This window comes from Streptomyces sp. NPDC037301 (assembly GCF_055602785.1).
The window spans coordinates 256,201-273,205 of record NZ_JBVJWD010000007.1 but is presented as its reverse complement, the minus strand read 5'-3'; the positions used below and the strand labels follow the sequence as shown (position 1 = coordinate 273,205).

The 17,005-nt window shown below is 71.0% G+C and carries 17 protein-coding genes and 2 pseudogenes; 10 read left to right on the top strand and 9 right to left on the bottom strand.

Annotation, left to right across the window (positions count from 1 at the left end; all coding sequences use genetic code 11):
* Together ACZ7IB_RS14990 and ACZ7IB_RS14985 are read left to right on the top strand one after the other, a co-directional pair.
* Positions 1-1,599 carry a PucR family transcriptional regulator gene (locus ACZ7IB_RS14990; RefSeq protein WP_470912877.1) on the top strand — a complete coding sequence of 533 codons (1,599 nt, stop codon included), beginning with the start codon at positions 1-3 and terminating at the stop codon, positions 1,597-1,599.
* 146 nt (positions 1,600-1,745) lie between these two features.
* Positions 1,746-2,192 carry a nitroreductase family deazaflavin-dependent oxidoreductase gene (locus tag ACZ7IB_RS14985; RefSeq protein ID WP_470912876.1) on the top strand — a complete coding sequence of 149 codons (447 nt, stop codon included), beginning with the start codon at positions 1,746-1,748 and terminating at the stop codon, positions 2,190-2,192.
* A 75-nt stretch (positions 2,193-2,267) separates the two neighbouring features.
* Here the strand turns inward: ACZ7IB_RS14985 and ACZ7IB_RS14980 are convergent, their stop codons facing one another.
* Positions 2,268-2,999 (bottom strand): flavodoxin family protein, encoded by a 732-nt coding sequence (locus tag ACZ7IB_RS14980; protein ID WP_470912875.1) that lies wholly within the window; start codon positions 2,997-2,999, stop codon positions 2,268-2,270.
* Between the two features lie 163 nt (positions 3,000-3,162).
* Positions 3,163-4,401: an MFS transporter gene (locus tag ACZ7IB_RS14975; RefSeq protein ID WP_470912874.1), complete on the bottom strand. Its 1,239-nt coding sequence runs from the start codon at positions 4,399-4,401 to the stop codon at positions 3,163-3,165.
* Between the two features lie 118 nt (positions 4,402-4,519).
* Here ACZ7IB_RS14975 and ACZ7IB_RS14970 point away from each other — a divergent pair, with 118 nt between their 5' ends.
* From ACZ7IB_RS14970 to ACZ7IB_RS14955, 4 genes are all read left to right on the top strand, one after another.
* On the top strand, positions 4,520-4,996 hold the full coding sequence (locus tag ACZ7IB_RS14970; protein ID WP_470912873.1) for a winged helix-turn-helix transcriptional regulator: 477 nt from the start codon (positions 4,520-4,522) through the stop codon (positions 4,994-4,996).
* Positions 4,997-5,128: 132 nt separating this feature from the next.
* Entirely contained in the window at positions 5,129-5,806 is a 678-nt protein-coding gene (locus ACZ7IB_RS14965) for an ABC transporter permease (protein WP_470912872.1), read from the top strand.
* Entirely contained in the window at positions 5,803-6,480 is a 678-nt protein-coding gene (locus tag ACZ7IB_RS14960; RefSeq protein ID WP_470912927.1) for an ABC transporter permease, read from the top strand. Before ACZ7IB_RS14965 ends, ACZ7IB_RS14960 begins: the two co-directional genes overlap by 4 nt.
* Positions 6,477-7,421, top strand: coding sequence for an ABC transporter substrate-binding protein (locus ACZ7IB_RS14955; protein WP_470912871.1), 945 nt, complete (start codon positions 6,477-6,479; stop codon positions 7,419-7,421). Before ACZ7IB_RS14960 ends, ACZ7IB_RS14955 begins: the two co-directional genes overlap by 4 nt.
* A gap of 15 nt (positions 7,422-7,436) precedes the next feature.
* Here the strand turns inward: ACZ7IB_RS14955 and ACZ7IB_RS14950 are convergent.
* Positions 7,437-7,727 (bottom strand): annotated as a pseudogene (locus ACZ7IB_RS14950) (acetylxylan esterase); the annotation flags it as partial.
* A 173-nt stretch (positions 7,728-7,900) separates the two neighbouring features.
* Here ACZ7IB_RS14950 and ACZ7IB_RS14945 point away from each other — a divergent pair.
* Entirely contained in the window at positions 7,901-8,176 is a 276-nt protein-coding gene (locus ACZ7IB_RS14945) for a DUF2087 domain-containing protein (RefSeq protein WP_398631576.1), read from the top strand.
* Between the two features lie 45 nt (positions 8,177-8,221).
* Here the strand turns inward: ACZ7IB_RS14945 and ACZ7IB_RS14940 are convergent, their stop codons facing one another.
* Complete coding sequence (locus ACZ7IB_RS14940) at positions 8,222-9,385, bottom strand: ABC transporter ATP-binding protein (RefSeq protein WP_470912870.1); 1,164 nt, start codon at positions 9,383-9,385, stop codon at positions 8,222-8,224.
* Positions 9,386-9,491: 106 nt separating this feature from the next.
* Between ACZ7IB_RS14940 and ACZ7IB_RS14935 the strand changes: the two genes are divergently transcribed.
* Entirely contained in the window at positions 9,492-10,787 is a 1,296-nt protein-coding gene (locus tag ACZ7IB_RS14935) for an alpha/beta fold hydrolase (protein WP_470912869.1), read from the top strand.
* Positions 10,788-10,854: 67 nt separating this feature from the next.
* Here ACZ7IB_RS14935 and ACZ7IB_RS14930 read toward each other — a convergent pair whose 3' ends face one another.
* Positions 10,855-11,427 carry a rhodanese-like domain-containing protein gene (locus tag ACZ7IB_RS14930; protein ID WP_470912868.1) on the bottom strand — a complete coding sequence of 191 codons (573 nt, stop codon included), beginning with the start codon at positions 11,425-11,427 and terminating at the stop codon, positions 10,855-10,857.
* Between the two features lie 100 nt (positions 11,428-11,527).
* On the opposite strand from ACZ7IB_RS14930, the gene ACZ7IB_RS14925 reads away from it, so the two are divergent.
* On the top strand, positions 11,528-11,806 hold the full coding sequence (locus ACZ7IB_RS14925) for a metal-sensitive transcriptional regulator (RefSeq protein WP_093896672.1): 279 nt from the start codon (positions 11,528-11,530) through the stop codon (positions 11,804-11,806).
* 40 nt (positions 11,807-11,846) lie between these two features.
* Here ACZ7IB_RS14925 and ACZ7IB_RS14920 read toward each other — a convergent pair whose 3' ends face one another.
* From ACZ7IB_RS14920 to ACZ7IB_RS14910, 3 genes are read right to left on the bottom strand one after another with little or no spacing between them, the layout of a single operon-like run.
* Entirely contained in the window at positions 11,847-12,608 is a 762-nt protein-coding gene (locus ACZ7IB_RS14920; RefSeq protein ID WP_470912867.1) for a sulfite exporter TauE/SafE family protein, read from the bottom strand.
* Positions 12,605-12,964 carry a rhodanese-like domain-containing protein gene (locus ACZ7IB_RS14915; RefSeq protein ID WP_470912926.1) on the bottom strand — a complete coding sequence of 120 codons (360 nt, stop codon included), beginning with the start codon at positions 12,962-12,964 and terminating at the stop codon, positions 12,605-12,607. The genes ACZ7IB_RS14920 and ACZ7IB_RS14915 overlap by 4 nt, the downstream gene beginning before the upstream one ends.
* Positions 12,965-13,023: 59 nt before the next feature.
* Positions 13,024-14,409 carry an MBL fold metallo-hydrolase gene (locus ACZ7IB_RS14910; RefSeq protein WP_470912866.1) on the bottom strand — a complete coding sequence of 462 codons (1,386 nt, stop codon included), beginning with the start codon at positions 14,407-14,409 and terminating at the stop codon, positions 13,024-13,026.
* Positions 14,410-15,171: 762 nt separating this feature from the next.
* Between ACZ7IB_RS14910 and ACZ7IB_RS14905 the strand changes: the two genes are divergently transcribed.
* Positions 15,172-16,704: an alpha/beta hydrolase gene (locus ACZ7IB_RS14905; RefSeq protein ID WP_470912865.1), complete on the top strand. Its 1,533-nt coding sequence runs from the start codon at positions 15,172-15,174 to the stop codon at positions 16,702-16,704.
* Positions 16,705-16,733: 29 nt separating this feature from the next.
* Here ACZ7IB_RS14905 and ACZ7IB_RS14900 read toward each other — a convergent pair.
* Positions 16,734-16,860, bottom strand: a pseudogene (locus ACZ7IB_RS14900) (LysR family transcriptional regulator); the annotation flags it as partial.
* Between the last annotated feature and the right edge of the window lie 145 nt (positions 16,861-17,005).

Here is a 17,005-nt window from a genome sequence, read left to right as displayed (position 1 = left end):
ATGACGGAGCAGCCGCGGGCCGTGCTCGGCCGGATCCTCAACGATCTGGGATCGACGTTGATCGAGGTGGTGGCCGGGCAGGCCGACCCGGCCCGCACCGTCAGCGGAGTGCTCATCCAGGACCCGCTGGACGAACCGGCCAGGCTGCCCGGCGCGGTGGTGCTCGGCGTCGGCGTGTACGGCGCCGAGCCGGTCGCCGCCCTGGTCGACCGGGCCGCCGGGCTCGGCGCGGCGGCCGTGGTCGTCCGGTCCCCGGTCCCGGTGGACGGGCCGGTGGCCGAGGCGGCGGCGCGCACCGGCCTGACCGTGCTCGGCCTGACCCCCGGCGCGTCCTGGGCCCAGGTGGCGGCCCTGCTGCGGTCGCTGCTCGCGGTCGACGAACTGGGGACGGTGGGCGGTCCCGACGAGGCCGACGGCGCCGAGCCGCTCGCCGGTGACCTGTTCGCGCTGGCCAACGCGACGGCCGGACTGCTGGACGGTCCGGTCACCGTCGAGGACCGCGGCGGTCGGGTGCTCGCCTTCTCCAGCCGGCAGGACGAGGGCGACGATGCCAGGATCGCGACCATCCTCGACCGCCAGGTGCCCGCCGAGAAGCTGCGCGCCCTGGAGCAACTCGGCGCCTTCCAGGCTCTCTACCGCAAGGAAGAACCCGTTTATGTGGCCGGCATCTCCGACAAGCCCCGCGTCGCGATCGCCGTCCGCGCAGGCGGCGAGATCCTCGGGTCGATCTGGGTCGTGGTCGACGGACCGCTGCGCGAGGACCGTACGCAGGCCCTGCAGGAGGCGGCGAAGGTGGCCGCCCTGCATCTGCTGCGCCACCGCACGGGCGAGGACGTCGAACGCCGGCTGCGCGCGGATCTGCTCGCCACGGTCCTGGAGGGCGGCGCGCACGCGCCGCAGGCCGCCGTACGGCTGGGCCTGTCCGCGCAGCCCGCCTGCGTACTGGCGCTCGCGGTGACCGGTGAGCCGTCGGCGCCCGACCGGGTGGCCGCGGGCCACCGCATCGCCGAGGCCCTCGCCCTGCATCTGGCCGCGATCCATCCCCGTACGGCCGCGGCCTCACTCGGGGGCGTCACCTACGCGGTGCTGCCCACGAGTTCGGACGAGCACGCGCAACGGGTGGCCGAGGCGTTCCTCGGCCGTATAAGCAACCGTGTCCCCGCCGTCATCGGCATCGGCCGGCTCGCCGCCCGCCCGGCCGAGCTGCGCCGCTCCCGCGCCGACGCGGACCGGGCGCTGCGCGTTCTCGGCTCCGGCCGCTCGCAGCGCCGGGCCGCAAGGCTGTCGGACGTCTACGCCGCCTCGCTGCTGGAGGAGCTGACGGACCGGATCGCCGCCGAGGACGACCTCCCCGACGGCCCGGTCATCCGGCTGCGCGCCTACGACGCCCAGCACGACACCGCCCTCACGGACACTCTGGAGGCCTGGCTGAGCACCTTCGGCGATGTGGCCGCCGCAGCTGCCGCCGTACACATCCACCCCAACACCTTCCGCTACCGGCTCAAGCGGCTGGCCGTGGTGGCAGGCATCGATCTCAACGACCCGGAGGCGAGATTCGAAGCGATGCTGCAACTGCGACTCGATCCGCCGCACCCCTGACGCCGGCCCGACTGCCGCCATGACACGCGGATCCGCCCGGCCCAGGGTGGGCGGAATGATGAAAGAGTTCTCGGAGCAGCGGGACGCCCCTGTGCCCGCGTGTCCGCGTGTCTGCGTAACCGAATGTCGACGATGGGACAGATGCCATGCCTCTCAAGGGTGAGTACGAGCCGAGCCCCGCGCAGTGGGTCCGCGATCAGGTCGAGCTGTTCGAGAACTCCGGCGGGGCGGAGGGGACCATGATGCGGGGCCTCCCGGTCATCATCCTGACCAGCCGCGGGGCCAAGAGCGGCAAGATCCGCAAGACCCCGCTCATGCGGGTCGAGCACAACGGCACGTACGCCGTGGTCGCCTCGCAGGGTGGCGCGCCCAAGCACCCCGTCTGGTACCACAACATCGTGGCCGACCCTCGCGTGGAGCTGCAGGACGGCCCGGCCCGACAGGACATGAACGCCCGTGAGGTCACCGGCGAGGAGAAGGCGGTGTGGTGGCAGCGCGCGGTCGAGGCGTTCCCCGACTACGCCGACTACCAGCTCAAGACCGACCGGCAGATTCCGGTCTTCGTCCTGGAGCCGGCAGCCGAACAGCACTGACGACCGCCCGGGGGAGGCGAGGGCCGTACGCCCGCCGCGCCTCCCCCGGACGCGGCCTCGTCAGCCGGGGCGCGGTCAGCGGTGCTCCGGGTTGGGATAGTCCGAGCGGCAGCCCGCATCCCACTCGGAGCGCTGGTTGCCGTGGGCCGGGATGCCGTTCGCACGCCTCAGCATCGTGGCGAGATGCATCAGGTTCCAGGCCATGAAGGAGGTGTTGCGGTTGGTGAAGTCGTTCTCGGGACCGCCCGACCCCGGGTCCAGGTACGACGGGCCGGGCCCCGCCTCCCCGATCCAGCCCGCATCGGCCTGCGGAGGGATCGTGTAGCCGAGGTGCTGGAGGCTGTAGAGCAGATTCATCGCGCAGTGCTTGACCCCGTCCTCGTTCCCGGTGATCAGACAGCCGCCCACCCGGCCGTAATACGCGTACTGGTCCTTGTCGTTGAGGATGCTGGAACAGGCGTAGAGGCGCTCGACGACCCGCTTCATGACCGAGCTGTTGTCCCCCAGCCAGATCGGCCCGCACAGCACCAGGATGTCGGCCGCCATCACCTTCTCGTACAGCTCCGGCCAGGCGTCCGTCTGCCGGCCGTGCTCCCTCATGTCCGGCCAGACGCCGGTCGCGATGTCGTGGTCGACGGCCCGGACCACCTCGGTGGTGACGCCGTGCTCCTCCATGATCGCGCGGCTGTGGTCGATCAGCCCCTGGGTATTGCTGATCTCCGGGGAGCGTTTGAGCGTGCAGTTGAGGTACAGCGCGCGCAGGTCGTCGAAGCGGTAGGTGCCATCGGTGCGGCCGGGCGACGACATGCGGGGGCTCCTCGGTAGGCATACGGGGAAAGGGCGTGAACCCCGGTCTACCGTCATGTGCGGCCGTACCGGGCGGTAGGCGCGCGGGTGCCCCCCATACGCAGCAAGTCCGGCTCCCGGTCTCGCCGGGCCTGCCGCGCCGGTGCAGCGTGCGCCGCCCAGTTCATCCGGCGGATGCGCTCGGCGCTCCGGTCGTGCCTGCCGCAGGCGTTTCATTGCGGGTCGCCGCCCACACGAGGAGCGCGAGTGCGCTGATCGCGGCGCCGAGAACGCACACCGCACCCCATCCGGCCATCGCGTAGACGGTCGTCGAGGCGAGGGCGCCCGCAGCGCTGCCGACCGAGTAGAAGACCATGTAACCGCCGATCAGACGGCTGCCCGCGTCGGGACGGACCGCGTAGATCAGGCTCTGGCTGGTGACGTGGACGGCCTGCACGGCGAGGTCGAGGACGATCGCGCCGATCGCCAGTGCCCACAGCGACTGCCGGGTGAGGGAGAGGGGGAGCCATGACACGGTGAGCAGGGCCAGTGCGACGCCGGTTGTCCACCCGGCGAGGCCGCGGTCGTGCAGGCCCCCGGCCGGAGCGGCCGCGAGCGCGCCCGCCGCCCCGGCGAGCCCGAACGCTCCGATCGCGGTGTGCGACAGCGACAGCGGGGGTTCGCTCAGCGGCAGCGCGACGCAGCTCCACAGGGTGCTGAACGCGGCGAAGATCAGCAGGGCGAGCAGAGCCCGGACACGGAGTACGCGTTCCTCGGCGAACAGGACGAGTGTCGAACGCAGCAGCTGCATGTATCGCATGGATGTGGGCGGTGTGGCGCGTCGTGGCAGCACGCGATGCAGGGACAGAGTGAGGGCAAGGGTCAGTGCCGCCGATGTCAGGTAGACCGATCGCCAGCCCGCCAGGTCGGCCAGTGCACCGGAGACCGTGCGGGCCAGCAGGATTCCGATGACGATTCCGCTGGTGACCAGGCCGACCGCGCGGCCGCGTCGGTCCGGGGCGGACAGCGATGCGGCGAAGGCCACGAGGGTCTGCGTCACCACGGCGAGAAAGCCCACCGCGGCCAGGGCGGTCAGCAGGATCGGTGCGGTGGCCGCGGTCCCGGTTGCGATGAGTGCCGTCGCCAGCAGTACCAACTGGGTCACGACGAGGCGCCGCCGGTCGACCAGATCGCCCAGGGGGACGAGCAGGAACAGCCCGAGGCCGTACCCGATCTGGGTGAGGGTGACGACGATACCGACGGTCGCCGCACTGATCCGGAAGTCCTGGCTCAGGGTGGCCAGTAGGGGTTGCGCGAAGTAGACATTGGCCACCGCCACGCCGGACGCGACCGCGAACAGCAGTGTCGTGCGTCCGGACAGGGTGCGAGCCGGTGTCGCCCCGTCTGCCTTCTCGGATCTCATCGTTCTCCCGCTGCCGGCCACGTGGCATCCCTCGATCGCATTGGTTGCATGTTGCTACCGGCCTGACCGTAGCCGTATCTGGTAGCATGTTGCAACCGATGGTGTGAGGGAGGACGGCATGGTCAAGCGGACACGCTTCGACGAGAGCGACTGCCCGGTGGCTCGTTCGGTCGACGCGATCGGCGACTGGTGGTCGCTCCTGATCGTCCGCGACGCGTTCGACGGCAGTCGCCGCTTCGGGGAGTTCCAGCGCAGCCTGGGCGTGGCGAAGAACATCCTCGCGTCGCGCCTGCGCGATCTGGTCGCGGGCGGCATCCTCGACATGGCGCCGGCGGCCGACGGCAGTGCGTACCACGAATATGTGCTGACGCCCAAGGGCAGGGATCTCTTCCCGGTCATCGTCGCGCTGCGGCAGTGGGGTGAGGGCCACTTCTTCGATCCCGGCGAACCGCACTCGGAGATGGTCGACCTGCGGCACGGCCGTCCGCCCCGGGCGCTGGAGGTCCACTCGGCCGACGGGCGGCAGCTCGGACCGGACGACATCACGGTGAAGAAGGTCGAACGCCCCACGGCCTCGGCAGCGGCGTCCGAATAGGCCGACGCGCCGCACGGCCCGGTGGCGCCGCCACCTCCCCGACCGTCCGCGTCACACGCGTCCGCCCCACACGGCCCCCGGACAGTCGATCAGGACGCGCGTCCGCCCGCCTTCCCGCGCTCCAATGGACGGGTGACCGCGCCTCCCGACGACTGCCTCGCGCGCAATGAGTGGCTCTGCGGTGCCTACCTGACCAGCCGTCGCGAGATTCTCTGGGACGCCGTCGTCCAGCACCTGCAGCTCACCGCGGCCTCCGTACTCCTCGGACTGGTCCTCGCCGTTCCGCTCGCCCTCGCGGCGCGCCGCCGGCGCTGGGCGGCCGGGCCGGTCCTCGGCGTGACGACCATCCTCTACACCGTGCCGTCGCTCGCCATGTTCTCGCTGCTGCTGCCGGTGTACGGTCTCTCCGCCTCGCTCGTCGTCGCCGGACTCGTCCTGTACTCGCTCACCCTCCTCGTAAGGAACATCCTCGCCGGACTGCGCGCCGTGCCCGCGGAGACCAGGCAGGCCGCACGTGGCATGGGGTACGGCCCCGTGCGTCTGCTCGTCGCCGTGGAGCTTCCCCTCGCCCTGCCCGCCGCCATGGCCGGACTGCGTATCGCGACCGTCTCCACGGTCTCCCTGGTCACGGTCGGTGCGATCGTCGGCTACGGCGGACTCGGCAACCTCATCTACTCCGGGATGAACACGTACTTCAAGGCCCAGGTGCTCACCGCCTCCGTCCTCTGCGTCGTCATCGCCGTCGCCGCCGATGTGCTGCTTCTTCTCGCGCAACGAATCCTGACCCCGTGGACCCGGAGGCGGTCGTGAACACCCTCGCCGCCGCCTGGTCCTGGCTCACGACCCCGGCGCACTGGTCCGGCGACGGCGGCATCTGGAACCGTCTCGGCCAGCATCTGTTCCTCACCGTCGTCTGCCTGCTCATCAGCTGTCTGATCGCCCTGCCCACCGCCCTGGTCCTCGGCCATCTCGGCAAGGGCGGCGCGCTCGCCGTCAACATCTCCAACATCGGCCGGGCCGTCCCCACCTTCGCCGTGCTGGTGCTGCTGCTCCTCACCCCGATCGGCGGGCGCGGCGAGTGGCCGACCATCATCGCCCTCGTCCTCTTTGCCGTACCGCCGCTGCTCACCAACGCCTACGTCGGCATGCGCGAGGTCGACCGCGATGTCGTACGGGCGGCCACGGGAATGGGCATGACGGGCAGACAGCTGATGCTGGGAGTGGAGGTGCCGCTCGCCCTGCCCCTGATTCTCACCGGCGTACGGATCGCCGCCGTCCAGCTCGTCGCCACCGCCACCCTCGCGGCGCTGGCGGGCGGCGGGGGACTCGGCCGCATCATCACCGCGGGCTTCAACCTCGCCTCCACCCCGCAGGTGGTCGCCGGGGCCGTGCTCGTAGCCGTCTTCGCCCTGATCGTCGAAGGGCTCTTCGAAGTGGCGCAACGCCTCGCCCCCGACCGGTTCCGCGGCGAGGAATCAGGATGAGGCCGCGAAGGGCCCTCCCCGTGCTCCTGCTGTTGGCGAGCGCCTGCACCACCGGGCCCTCTCTGGAGAACCAGGGCGAGGTCACCGCACCGCCGGGCGACAGCAAACACCTCACCATCGGCTCCGCGGGCTTCACCGAGAGCGATCTGCTCGCCCAGATGTACGCGCTGCTGCTCGACCGGGCCGGCTACTCCACGAAGATCATCTCCGCCACCAACCGTGAGATCTACGAACCGGCGCTGGAGAGCGGCCAGATCGACGTCGTTCCGGAGTACGCGGCCACCTTCGCGGACTGGCTGAACGCCAAGAAGAACGGTGCCGACGCAGCCCCCGTCGGCTCGCCCGGCCTCGCCGCCACGATGAAGGCCCTGCGCGCCCTCGCCGCACCCCGTGGCCTCACCGTCCTCGACCCCGGGCGTGCCGTCGACCAGAACGCCTTCGCGGTCGCCGCCCCGTTCGCGGCGAAACACCACCTGAAGACCCTTGGCGACCTCGGCGGATCCGGACTGTCCGTGCGTCTGGCCGCCGGCGACGAATGCGTACAACGCCCCTACTGCGCACCCGGGCTGAAGAAGACGTACGGCATCCGCATCACCGCCGTGGACCCCAAGGGTGTCGGCACCACCCAGGCCAAACAGGCCGTCCAGAACGGTCACGACCAGATGGTCCTGACCACCACCACCGACGCCACCCTCGACGACTTCGGCCTCGTCCTGCTCGCCGACGACAAGCACCTGCAGAACGCCGACTACCTCGTCCCCGTCGTCAACCGGTCCCGGGCGGGCAGCGAAGGCGTACGCAAGGCGCTGAGCAAGCTCAACACCGTACTGACGACCGCCGGCCTGGCCCGGCTCGACGAGCAGGTCGACAGCTGGCGACGGCTGCCCGAGGACGTGGCACGCACTTACTTGGAGTCCAAGAACCTCATCCCGCGCGGCTAGGGCCTTTCTTCGGGATCAGGCCGTCGGCTTCCCGGGCAGCCAGCCCAGCTGCGCGGCCTCCTGGAACGGCCCACCGCCCTCGTGATCATTGAAGTCGTACACCTCGATGGCCTTGTCCTGGTGGGCGTACGCGTTGAAGGCGGCGAAGACGGTCGAGGGCGGGCAGGTCATGTCCTCCAGAGCCGTCGAGAACAGCGCCGGTGCACGCCCGCGTGCGGCGAAGTGCACCCCGTCGAAGTAGGACAGAGTGGCCCTCGCCTGTTCGGCCCGGCCCCGGTGCGTCTTGAGGCGGCTGCCCACCTCGCGGTTGTACATGGTCTACGAGGCGGGCGAGCGGCTCCAGGGGGCCATTGCGGTGGCCCGAGCGGTTCAGGGCCTGCCCGGCGGATCGGGGTCGGGCAGGAGCCATCCGCCATCCGGCCCGCGGGCGCGGCGAAAACACGTTGCCCGCAGGCCGGAGGCCTGCGACGCTCCCTCTCATGCCTGACAACGATTCAAGCGGTTCGCACCAGGTCGCGGCGCTCTTCTCGCACGGCCGTCTGACGGCGATCCCCCGCAAGACGGCACGGCGCGAGCAGTTGCTGGTCCACCTCACCGAGACCCTCTTCGAGCGGGACCGGACCTACACCGAACGTGAGGTCAACGAGGCACTGCTCACGGTGCACGAGGACTGCTCGGCGCTGCGCCGCTACCTGGTCGTCGCCGGTCTGCTGGTCCGCCCCAAGGACGGCAGCAGCTACCGGCGCGGGCGGTAGGGCGAGTCCTGGCCGGCGCGTGGCGTGCGACGCACAGCGCGCGCCCTACGCGTCCGCCACCGAGTCGAACCGCACCTCGTCCCGGCCCACGCCCCGCGCATCGGCGTCCACCGAGCGGCGCAGCGCCTCGTGGAGTTTGGCCGGAGTCAGTACGCCGAGGAATCGTGACCCGTCCAGCACCGCGATCCACCCGGCGTCGTGCTGGAGCATCTCGCTGAACGCCTGCTTCAGTGGCGCGCCGACCGGCACCCAGGCGTCCATCCGGCGGGCCTGCTCGCCGACCGTGCCGTGTTCCTCGGCGATCCGCAGCGCGTCCGCCGACACCCAGCCGTGCAGGTCGCCCTCGCCGTTCAGCACCACCGCCCAGCGGGCACCCGCACTGCTCAGCCGTGCCGTCGCCGACCTCACCGGCTCGTTCAGCCGGGCGACCGGCGGCTGCTCCAGATCGTCCGGCTCGATCGTGGTGACCGAAAGGCGCTTCAGACCCCGGTCGGCGCCCACGAACTGTGCCACATACGAGGTCGCGGGAGACCCGAGCACCGCCCCCGGGCTGTCGAACTGCTCGATGCGTCCCGCCCCGTAGACCGCGATCCGGTCACCCATCCGGACCGCTTCCTCGATGTCATGGGTGACCATCAGGACCGTCTTCCTGACCGTCGCCTGAAGACTCAGGAATTCGTCCTGCAGCCGCTCACGCACCACCGGGTCGACCGCGCCGAACGGCTCGTCCATCAGCAGCACTGGCGGATCGGCGGCCAACGCCCTTGCCACGCCCACCCGTTGACGCTGCCCCCCGGAGAGCTGGGCGGGGTAGCGGGAGCCGTACGTCTTCGGGTCGAGGCCCACCAGATCCAGCAGCTCGGCCGCCCGCTCGCGGGCCCTCGCCCGCTTCCAGCCGGCCAGCGAGGGGACCGTCGCGGTGTTGTCGAGGATCGTGCGGTGCGGGAAGAGACCGACCTGCTGGATGACATAGCCGATCCGGCGGCGCAGTTTCACCGGATCGACGCCGGCGATGTCCTCGCCGTCGACCAGGATCCGGCCCGACGACGGCTCGATCAGCCGGTTCACCATCATCATCGTGGTGGTCTTGCCGCAGCCGGACGGTCCGACCGGAGTGACCAGCTCCCCCTCGGCGACCTCGAAGGAAAGGCCGTCGACCGCTCTCGTACCGTCCGGGTAGACCTTGCTGACCTGCTCGAACCGGATCATGCCTGCACGGTAGGAGGCCCCCGGGCGTGCCGCACACGGGCCGCGACTGTCCGTGTCACGGCCATGTGCTGAACTGTCCGTGGAACATCTGATTCAGGAGCACCTTGTGAGCAGCTACCGGCACCCCGGCATCGTCTTCACCGACCGCTATTTCACGGTCCCGCTCGACCACACCGTTCCGGGCGGTGAGCAGATCGAGGTCTTCGGCAGGGAGGCCGTGGCGAGCGGCAAGGACGGCGAAGAGCTGCCCTGGCTGGTCTATCTGGAGGGTGGCCCCGGCTTCGGCGCCAGGCGCTTCATCGGCACGGAGGCATGGCTGGGGCGGGCCGTGCAGGAGTTCCGTGTGCTGCTCCTCGACCAGCGCGGCACCGGCCTTTCCACCCCGGCCAACCGGCAGACCCTGCCGCTGCGCGGCGGCCCGCGCGAGCAGGCCGACTATCTCGCCCACTTCCGCTCCGACAACATCGTGCGCGACTGCGAGCTGATCCGCCCGCAGCTGACCGGCGGCGAACCGTGGACGGTACTCGGCCAGTCCTTCGGCGGCTTCTGCGCCGTCCGCTATCTGTCGGCCGCCCCCGAGGGGCTCAAGGCCGTCCTCATCACCGGTGGACTGCCCTCGCTCGACGCGCACGCCGACGACGTCTACCGGGCCGCCTACCCGCGGATCGAGCGCAAGGTCGCCGCCCACTACGCCCGCTACCCGCAGGACGTCGAGCACGCCCGGGAGATCACCGCTCACCTCGCCGAGCACCGCCCGGAAAGCGCGGGACACCGTCTGACACCCGAGGGGTTCCAGTCCCTCGGCATCATGCTGGGTGGCGGCAACGGCAGCCACCAGCTGCACTACCTGCTGGAGAACGCCTTCGTCCGTACGCCGCTCGGCACCGAACTCTCCGACACCTTCCAGGAAGCGATGCGCACGGCCAACTCGTTCGCCGGGCATCCGTTGTACGCGCTGATGCACGAGGCGATCTACGGTCAGGGCGAACAGCCCACCGGCTGGGCCGCCGAGCGGGTCCGTGCCGAATTCCCGCAGTTCGACGCGGCCACGGCGCTCAAGGGCGATGGACCGGTGCTCTTCACCGGTGAGAGCATCCACCCCTGGCATTTCGAGGTGGACCCGGCGCTGCGCCCGCTGCGCGAGACGGCCGAGCTGCTTGCCTCCCGTACCGACTGGGCGCCGCTGTACGACACCGAGCGGCTGGCCGCCAACGAGGTGCCGGTCGCCGCAGCCGTCTACCACGACGACATGTATGTCGACACCGGGCACGCGCTGCGCACGGCGGAGTCGATCCGCGGTCTGCGTACCTGGGTGACCAATGAGTTCGAGCACGATGGGCTGCGTGCGGGAGGACCGCGCGTACTGGACCGCATGCTTGCCCTGGTACGGGACGACGTCTGATCCGTTTCCGCAAAGGGAGGAGCCGGTTGCGCGGGTGCGTGACCGGCTCCTCCCGCTACGGGGTGGCTCAGCCCTGGAGGGCGTCCAGCGTCGCGTCCAGGTTCGCGGCCGAGTGCGGGGCCCGGTTGTACGGAAGCTTCGACAGGGCCGCCGCCATGCCGCACGTGTTGGTCACGGCGGAGAAGACGAGCCCGGAGCCGACGCCGGCGGAGATCCAGCGCGCGGCCGGGAAGCGCACCCCGGCGAGCAGGCCGGCCACCACGAGCGAACCGGCAGCGAGCCGGACCTGACGCTCCATCGGCCAGGTTGCCCGGGTGCCGGCGGGACGGTCGAGATCCCGGCCCTCGCCCTCCCAGGCCGAGGTGCCGCCGGACAGGGTCACGGCGTCGATGTCGGCCGCTGCGAGGATGTCGCAGGCCCGGGTGGAGCGGACGCCGGAGGCACACACCACGAGAAGCGATCCGCGGGCCGCGGCGGACTTCAGCGCGGGCACGGCCTCGTGGAGGCGGTCCAGCGGGATGTTCAGAGCACCGGGAACGTGCCCTGAGGCGTACTCGCCCGGGGCCCGCACATCGATGACGGTGAACTCCGCGAGACGGGCCGCGGCCTGGGCGGGGGAGAGGGAGACGGGGCTGGTCACGAGCAGTGTTTCCTTTCGTTCACCGGGGCTGAGGAGGGACTCGGTCCCTCCTTCCCCATTCAGGTTAGAATACCCCTCGGGGTATTAGGAGGAGGATGTTGTGGAACTCGACATGGCGGCCGACGAACTGAAATCGGTCCTCAACCGACTTCGCCGCGCACAGGGCCAGCTCGCCGGGATCATCAGGATGATCGAGGAGGGCCGCGACTGCGAGGACGTCATCACACAGATGGCGGCCGTTTCCCGGGCGCTCGACCGGGCCGGTTTCGCGATCATCGCGACGGGCCTGCAGCACTGCATGGCCGACGGCGGCAGTGAGCCCGCGGACCGCGACCAGATGCGGGCGCGACTGGAGAAACTCTTTCTCTCGCTTGCCTGAGCCGGAAGGCGGGGCTGGTGGCCGGGGGTGACGCCGTGGCTCACACCACGGCGTCGACGAGCATGAACACGGCCACGGCCAGCAGTACCGCACCGAAGACCCGCTGCAACGCGGCGGTGGACACCCTCGCGGCCAGGCGCTGCCCGTCCCAGGCCCCGAGCACCGCCGCCGCCGTGAACGGGGCGATCACCGCCCAGTCCAGGGCGGTGGGCGTGGCGAGGCGGGTGATCAGGGCGGCCGTGGAGTTCACCGTGATGACCAGCAGGCTGGTACCGACCGCCGCGCTCATCGGGACGGCCAGTACGGTGACCAGGGCGGGCACCGCGAGAAACCCACCGCCCACGCCGAGAAACCCGGTCACGGCACCGAGCCCGGCGCCCGCTCGCGCGGCCCGCCCGGCGGGCACGGAGTCCGTGCCGTCCCCGTCCTGTGCCGCGGGCTCCGCCCGGGGGCGGAGCATCCGTACCGCGGCGACCACCGCGAGCACCGCGAACGCCGCGGTCAGCACCCCGGACGGAATCCGCGCCGACAGCGCCCCGGCGACCGCCGCCGGAACGATTCCCGCTGCTGCGAAGAGTCCGCCCGTACGCCAGCGGACCCTGCCCTCCCTGGCATGGGCGACCAGCCCGGTGAGGGATGTGGCGATGACGATGAGCAGGCCGGCGGTGGTGGCGGCGGCCGGGGTGAAGCCGAGCAGATAGATCAGCGCGGGGACGGCGAGAACGCTTCCGCCCCCGCCCAGCCCGCCGAGTGCCAGACCCACCACCGTCCCGGCGGCCAGCGCCAGAATCAACGTGGTCATGCGACGATGCCCGCCGCCCCGTGCCGACCGTGCACGGGCAGGCCCGCGGCGGCCCAGGCGATCATGCCGCCCACGACGTCGACGGCCTGTGAGCCGCGGTCGGCGAATATCCGGGCCGCCTGCCGGGACCGGTTGCCGGAGCGGCAGATCACCACCACCGGACGGCCCGTCGCCGAGTCCGGCAGCGATGCGCCCTCGGCGAGCCGGGACAGCGGCAGATGGATCGCCCCCGGCGCATGCCCGGCGTACCACTCGGACGATTCACGCACGTCCAGCAGAACCGCCGCACCGTCGGCGGTCCGCCGGGCGGCCTCGGCCGGGGTGACGCGGCCGGGGCCGCGACGGAAGAAGGACATCAGGGAAGACAAGGAAAACACTCCTCGGGAGCGGCGTTCGGGGTACGGACGTCGGGCGGTCAGGCCGGGGAAGCCGGGGAAGCAGGGACGGTCAGGCTCAGACCGGCCTGTACCGCCGCACCGAAACCGTCGTCGACGGCCACCACCTCCCGTCCTGCCGCATCCAGCAGTGACGCCGCGATCGCCGCCCGCATCCCGCCCGCGCAGTGCACCCACACGACGCCCGGCGGCACTTCGTCCAGCCGCCGGGGCAATTCGTGGACGGGAATGTGCACCGCCCCCGTGATGGCACCGCCGCTGTGCTCGGCGTCCCTGCGCACATCGAGAACCACCAGGTCCTCGCCGCACGCCCGGGCATCCGCCAGACCTGCGAAGTCGGACCTGCGGAACGACCGCAGCTCTGCCGGCTCGCGTACCCAGTCCTCGGGATCGCCGATGGCCGCGGCCACCGGCCGGCCCATACCGACGCGGGACAGCTCCCGCTGCGCATGCGCGACATCGGCGGCCGTGCCCGCCAGCAGGGTGACGGGCTTCCCCCGAGGGATCAGCCAGGCCAGATACGTCGCGAGCTGTCCCTCGCCCTCGAAGTTGAACGATCCGGCGACATGTCCCTCGGCGAACGCCACCCGGCTGCGCAGATCCACCACCCACTCGCCCGCGGCCAGCCGCCGGGAGATCTCCTCGGCATCGGCCGCGCCGGGCGGGGTCAGATCGATCGGATCGGGGCCCGCCGCATTGGCCGGCCCCATGTGCGCGTAGTAGGCGGGAACGTCGTCCAGACCGGCGAGCAGTTCGGTGACGAAGGTGTCCACGTCCTTAACCAGTGCGTCGTTCCGCTTCCGCTCGTCACCGACGGTCGTCGCTGTTCCCTCGGCCTGCGAGGAGGAACAGAAACTGCCGAAACCGTGCGTCGGCAGAACAGGAACGGCGTCTTCGAGCTCGTCGGCCAGCCGGTGCGCAGAGGCATGCTGGGCGCGGGCCAGGTCGGCGGTGAGCCGCGGCTCCACCAGATCGGGCCGGCCCACGCTGCCGATCAGCAGTGAGCCGCCGGTGAAGGCGGCGACGGCGCGACCGTCCTCCTCCAGCACATAGGACGTGTGGTGCGGGGTGTGCCCGGGAGTGGCGAGCGCGCGGAGGGTGAGCCCGTCGTCGACCGGTGCCGTGTCACCGTCGGCCACCGGCACCCGGCTGAAGGAGACCTCCGCGGCGGCGGGCACCAGGTACCGCGCCCCGGTGACGCGCGCCAGCTCCAGGCCACCGGTCACATAGTCGTTGTGCAGATGTGTCTCCACCACCAGGGCGATCCGCACACCGCGCCGGGCGGCCGCGGTGATGACCCGGTCGATGTCGCGCGGCGGATCCACGACCACGGCGGCCCGCTGCCCGCCCGCCAGATAACTGCGGTTGCCGAGGCCCGCTGTCTCCATGGTGTCGACGAAGAACACGACACGGCTCCTTCCGTTCGGTTACCCCGGGGGGTATCTCTCGTTCAGATTAACATTAATACCCGGGGGGGTATTTCGCCGCCGGGTGAGATGCGGGTAACGCCGATGGGGGGGTGTGTGCGGGGCGCCGGGTGCGGGGCCGGGCTCTGGCCGCTCCCGGCGGATCGCCGCCCCCTGAGCCCCGAACCGTTACCTGGCGGTTCGTCAGGAGAGTGGGCTGCTGTCGGTTTGCTGAGCTGAAGTGCGTTGTGGTGAGCGGGAGTGAGTCCTGTCGGCGGGTTCACCGCGTGGGAACGGAAGTTCTGGGGGTCGAATGGGTGACCTTGGCGTCTGCTGCTCGTTGGACCGGGTAGCGGGTGTCCGGTCTCGTGGGAGACTCCGAGCCGGCAGCGGGCGTGCCACAGCGCGGTCGCGGTCACTTCAACCAGCGGCAGCCCCACCAGGGCGCCGGTGAGCTTCCGCCCTGTCCGGACAGCAGAGCCTCCGGTGAGTGAATGGTTGTCTTGGTCGACTGCCAGTTCTACCGGGGCTCCGCTTCCTACGTCCGGCAAACCCACAGATCACAGCCGCCTGGACAGTCGCACTCAAGCCGTAACTTCACGGCCTTGGGCTATAGCCGGGCACCGGATCGACTGCGGAAGACCGTCGGGGTGGACGGGGAATCTCAGGGTTGTGGGATGAGTTTTTTTGGGGGACAGTCCCACCCGGTTTCAGGGTTTTCCCGGACTGTGCCGAGGTGTCCGCCGCCCCTAGCGTGCGGGTATGTCAACTTCTCGACGCATCAAGGCCTTCGCGGCGTGCGCGGCGGTGCTCGCCGCCACCGCGACGACCACTGCCACCGCCACAGCCGCTGACCCGGACCCGTTCGCCCGCTTCCACGGCCAGCACGTCGACTGGCACGCCTGCGCCCTCGGCCTCGACGACGAGCTGGGCCAGGCGCTGGACGCCGCCGGCGCCGACTGCGCCGACATCACCGTGCCGCTCGACTACGCCGACCCCGGCGGTCGCACCATCACCGTCGCCTTATCCCGCCTGAAGGCCACCGACACTGCCCACCGCGTCGGCCCACTGCTGCTCAACGACGGCGGGCCGGCCGGCCCCAGCCTCCACATGCCACTGACCAAGTCGAAGGTGATGGGAGAGGTCGCCGACCGCTACGACCTGATCGGCATGGACCCGCGCTTCGTCGGCCGGAGCACCCCGCTGGACTGCGGCTGGGACCTCGGCTCCGCGCTCGTCCGCTCCGCGGGCGCCGACCTGGCGGCGTACCGCGAGGAGGTCGCCGTCGCGCGCGAGCTGGCCGGGCGGTGCGAACGCGCCCACGGTGACGTGCTGCCGTACGTCACCACCCGCAACACAGCCCGCGACATGGACGTCATCCGAGCCGCCCTCGGCGAGAACTCCCTCTCCTACCTCGGCTACTCCTACGGCAGTTACCTCGGCGAGGTCTACACCCAGCTCTTCCCCGGCCGCACCGACCGCATGGTGCTCGACGGCGTCAATTCCCCGGAGCACTACAGCCAGACCCTGCTCCGCGGCGCCGAGGCGGCCAACGAGGCGGCCCTGCGCGCGTGGGCGTCGTGGGCCGCCGCACGGCACGGCACCTACGGGCTGGGCGCCACGCGCGGCAAGGTCCTGGCAACGGTGCAGCACATCCTCGACGCCGCTACGGAGGAGCCGCTGCGGATCGGAAAGGCGTACCTGCTGGACGAGCACGTGCTCCCCTCCGTCTTCATCGGCGGCCTCGGCAGCGACCTCGACGAGCGGCGCGCCGACCTGGCCGGGACCGTACGTCTCCTGGCGCGCGCTGCGGACCGGGAGCCGGTCGAGCCGTCCGAAGCACTCGCCGGGCAGTTGGAGTTCCTGCTGACCGGGGCAGGCTCGGCCGCCTCCAGCCAGATGACCGCGATCATCTGCGGTGACGTGGCCGAGCGGCGCGGCGTCGGCAGCTACTGGCGCGCGGTCGAGGAGTCCCGCCGGCGGTCCCCTCTCGTCGGGCCGCTGGCCAACAACATCACCCCCTGCGAGTTCTGGGACCGGCCCGCCGAGGCGCCGACCGTGCTCGACAACGACGTCCCGGCCCTGCTCGTCAACGCCACCGGCGACCCCCGCACCCTCTACGCCGGCGCCGAGGCCCTGCGCGAGCAGTGGCCGAGCTCCCGGCTGCTCACCGTGGAGGGCGCCCGCCAGCACGGCCTGTACGGCGAGTACGGCAACGCCTGCGTCGACGAGCGCGTCAACGCCTACCTGCGTACGGGACGGCTCCCCGCGCACGACCTGACCTGCGAGGCGTAGCCCTGGCTGCGGCTGACAGCGGTACCCGGTGTCTTTCTCTAGCCCGGCGATGCGTTTGGAGACGGCCTGCTGGGTGATCGACAGGCCAGCGGCGGCTTCCTGGAACTGGCCCGCTTCCGCGACAGCGACGAAGGTACATACGGCTTCGAGATCCACGCCGATCCACCTTGGACCGACCGGCAAATGGGGGGCGGCGTCGCGGGGCCGGGCACGCACTCCCCCAAGGCCTTAAGGGCCAGGGGGGACCCCCTCCGGCGTTGTCGTCACTCACCATGGCTCAGCAATGCATCGATCCTCCGCC

Excerpts from the sequence above, each read along its gene's own strand:
- ACZ7IB_RS14985 (WP_470912876.1), top strand. The coding sequence starts at position 1,746 with ATGCCTCTCAAGGGTGAGTACGAGCCGAGCCCCGCGCAGTGGGTCCGC.
- ACZ7IB_RS14980 (WP_470912875.1), bottom strand. The coding sequence starts at position 2,999 with ATGTCGTCGCCCGGCCGCACCGATGGCACCTACCGCTTCGACGACCTG.
- ACZ7IB_RS14940 (WP_470912870.1), bottom strand. The coding sequence starts at position 9,385 with ATGATCCGGTTCGAGCAGGTCAGCAAGGTCTACCCGGACGGTACGAGA.
- ACZ7IB_RS14920 (WP_470912867.1), bottom strand. The coding sequence starts at position 12,608 with ATGACCACGTTGATTCTGGCGCTGGCCGCCGGGACGGTGGTGGGTCTG.
- ACZ7IB_RS14915 (WP_470912926.1), bottom strand. The coding sequence starts at position 12,964 with ATGTCCTTCTTCCGTCGCGGCCCCGGCCGCGTCACCCCGGCCGAGGCC.
- ACZ7IB_RS14955 (WP_470912871.1), top strand. The coding sequence starts at position 6,477 with ATGAGGCCGCGAAGGGCCCTCCCCGTGCTCCTGCTGTTGGCGAGCGCC.
- ACZ7IB_RS14990 (WP_470912877.1), top strand. The coding sequence starts at position 1 with ATGACGGAGCAGCCGCGGGCCGTGCTCGGCCGGATCCTCAACGATCTG.
- ACZ7IB_RS14905 (WP_470912865.1), top strand. The coding sequence starts at position 15,172 with ATGTCAACTTCTCGACGCATCAAGGCCTTCGCGGCGTGCGCGGCGGTG.
- ACZ7IB_RS14945 (WP_398631576.1), top strand. The coding sequence starts at position 7,901 with ATGCCTGACAACGATTCAAGCGGTTCGCACCAGGTCGCGGCGCTCTTC.
- ACZ7IB_RS14975 (WP_470912874.1), bottom strand. The coding sequence starts at position 4,401 with ATGAGATCCGAGAAGGCAGACGGGGCGACACCGGCTCGCACCCTGTCC.
- ACZ7IB_RS14970 (WP_470912873.1), top strand. The coding sequence starts at position 4,520 with ATGGTCAAGCGGACACGCTTCGACGAGAGCGACTGCCCGGTGGCTCGT.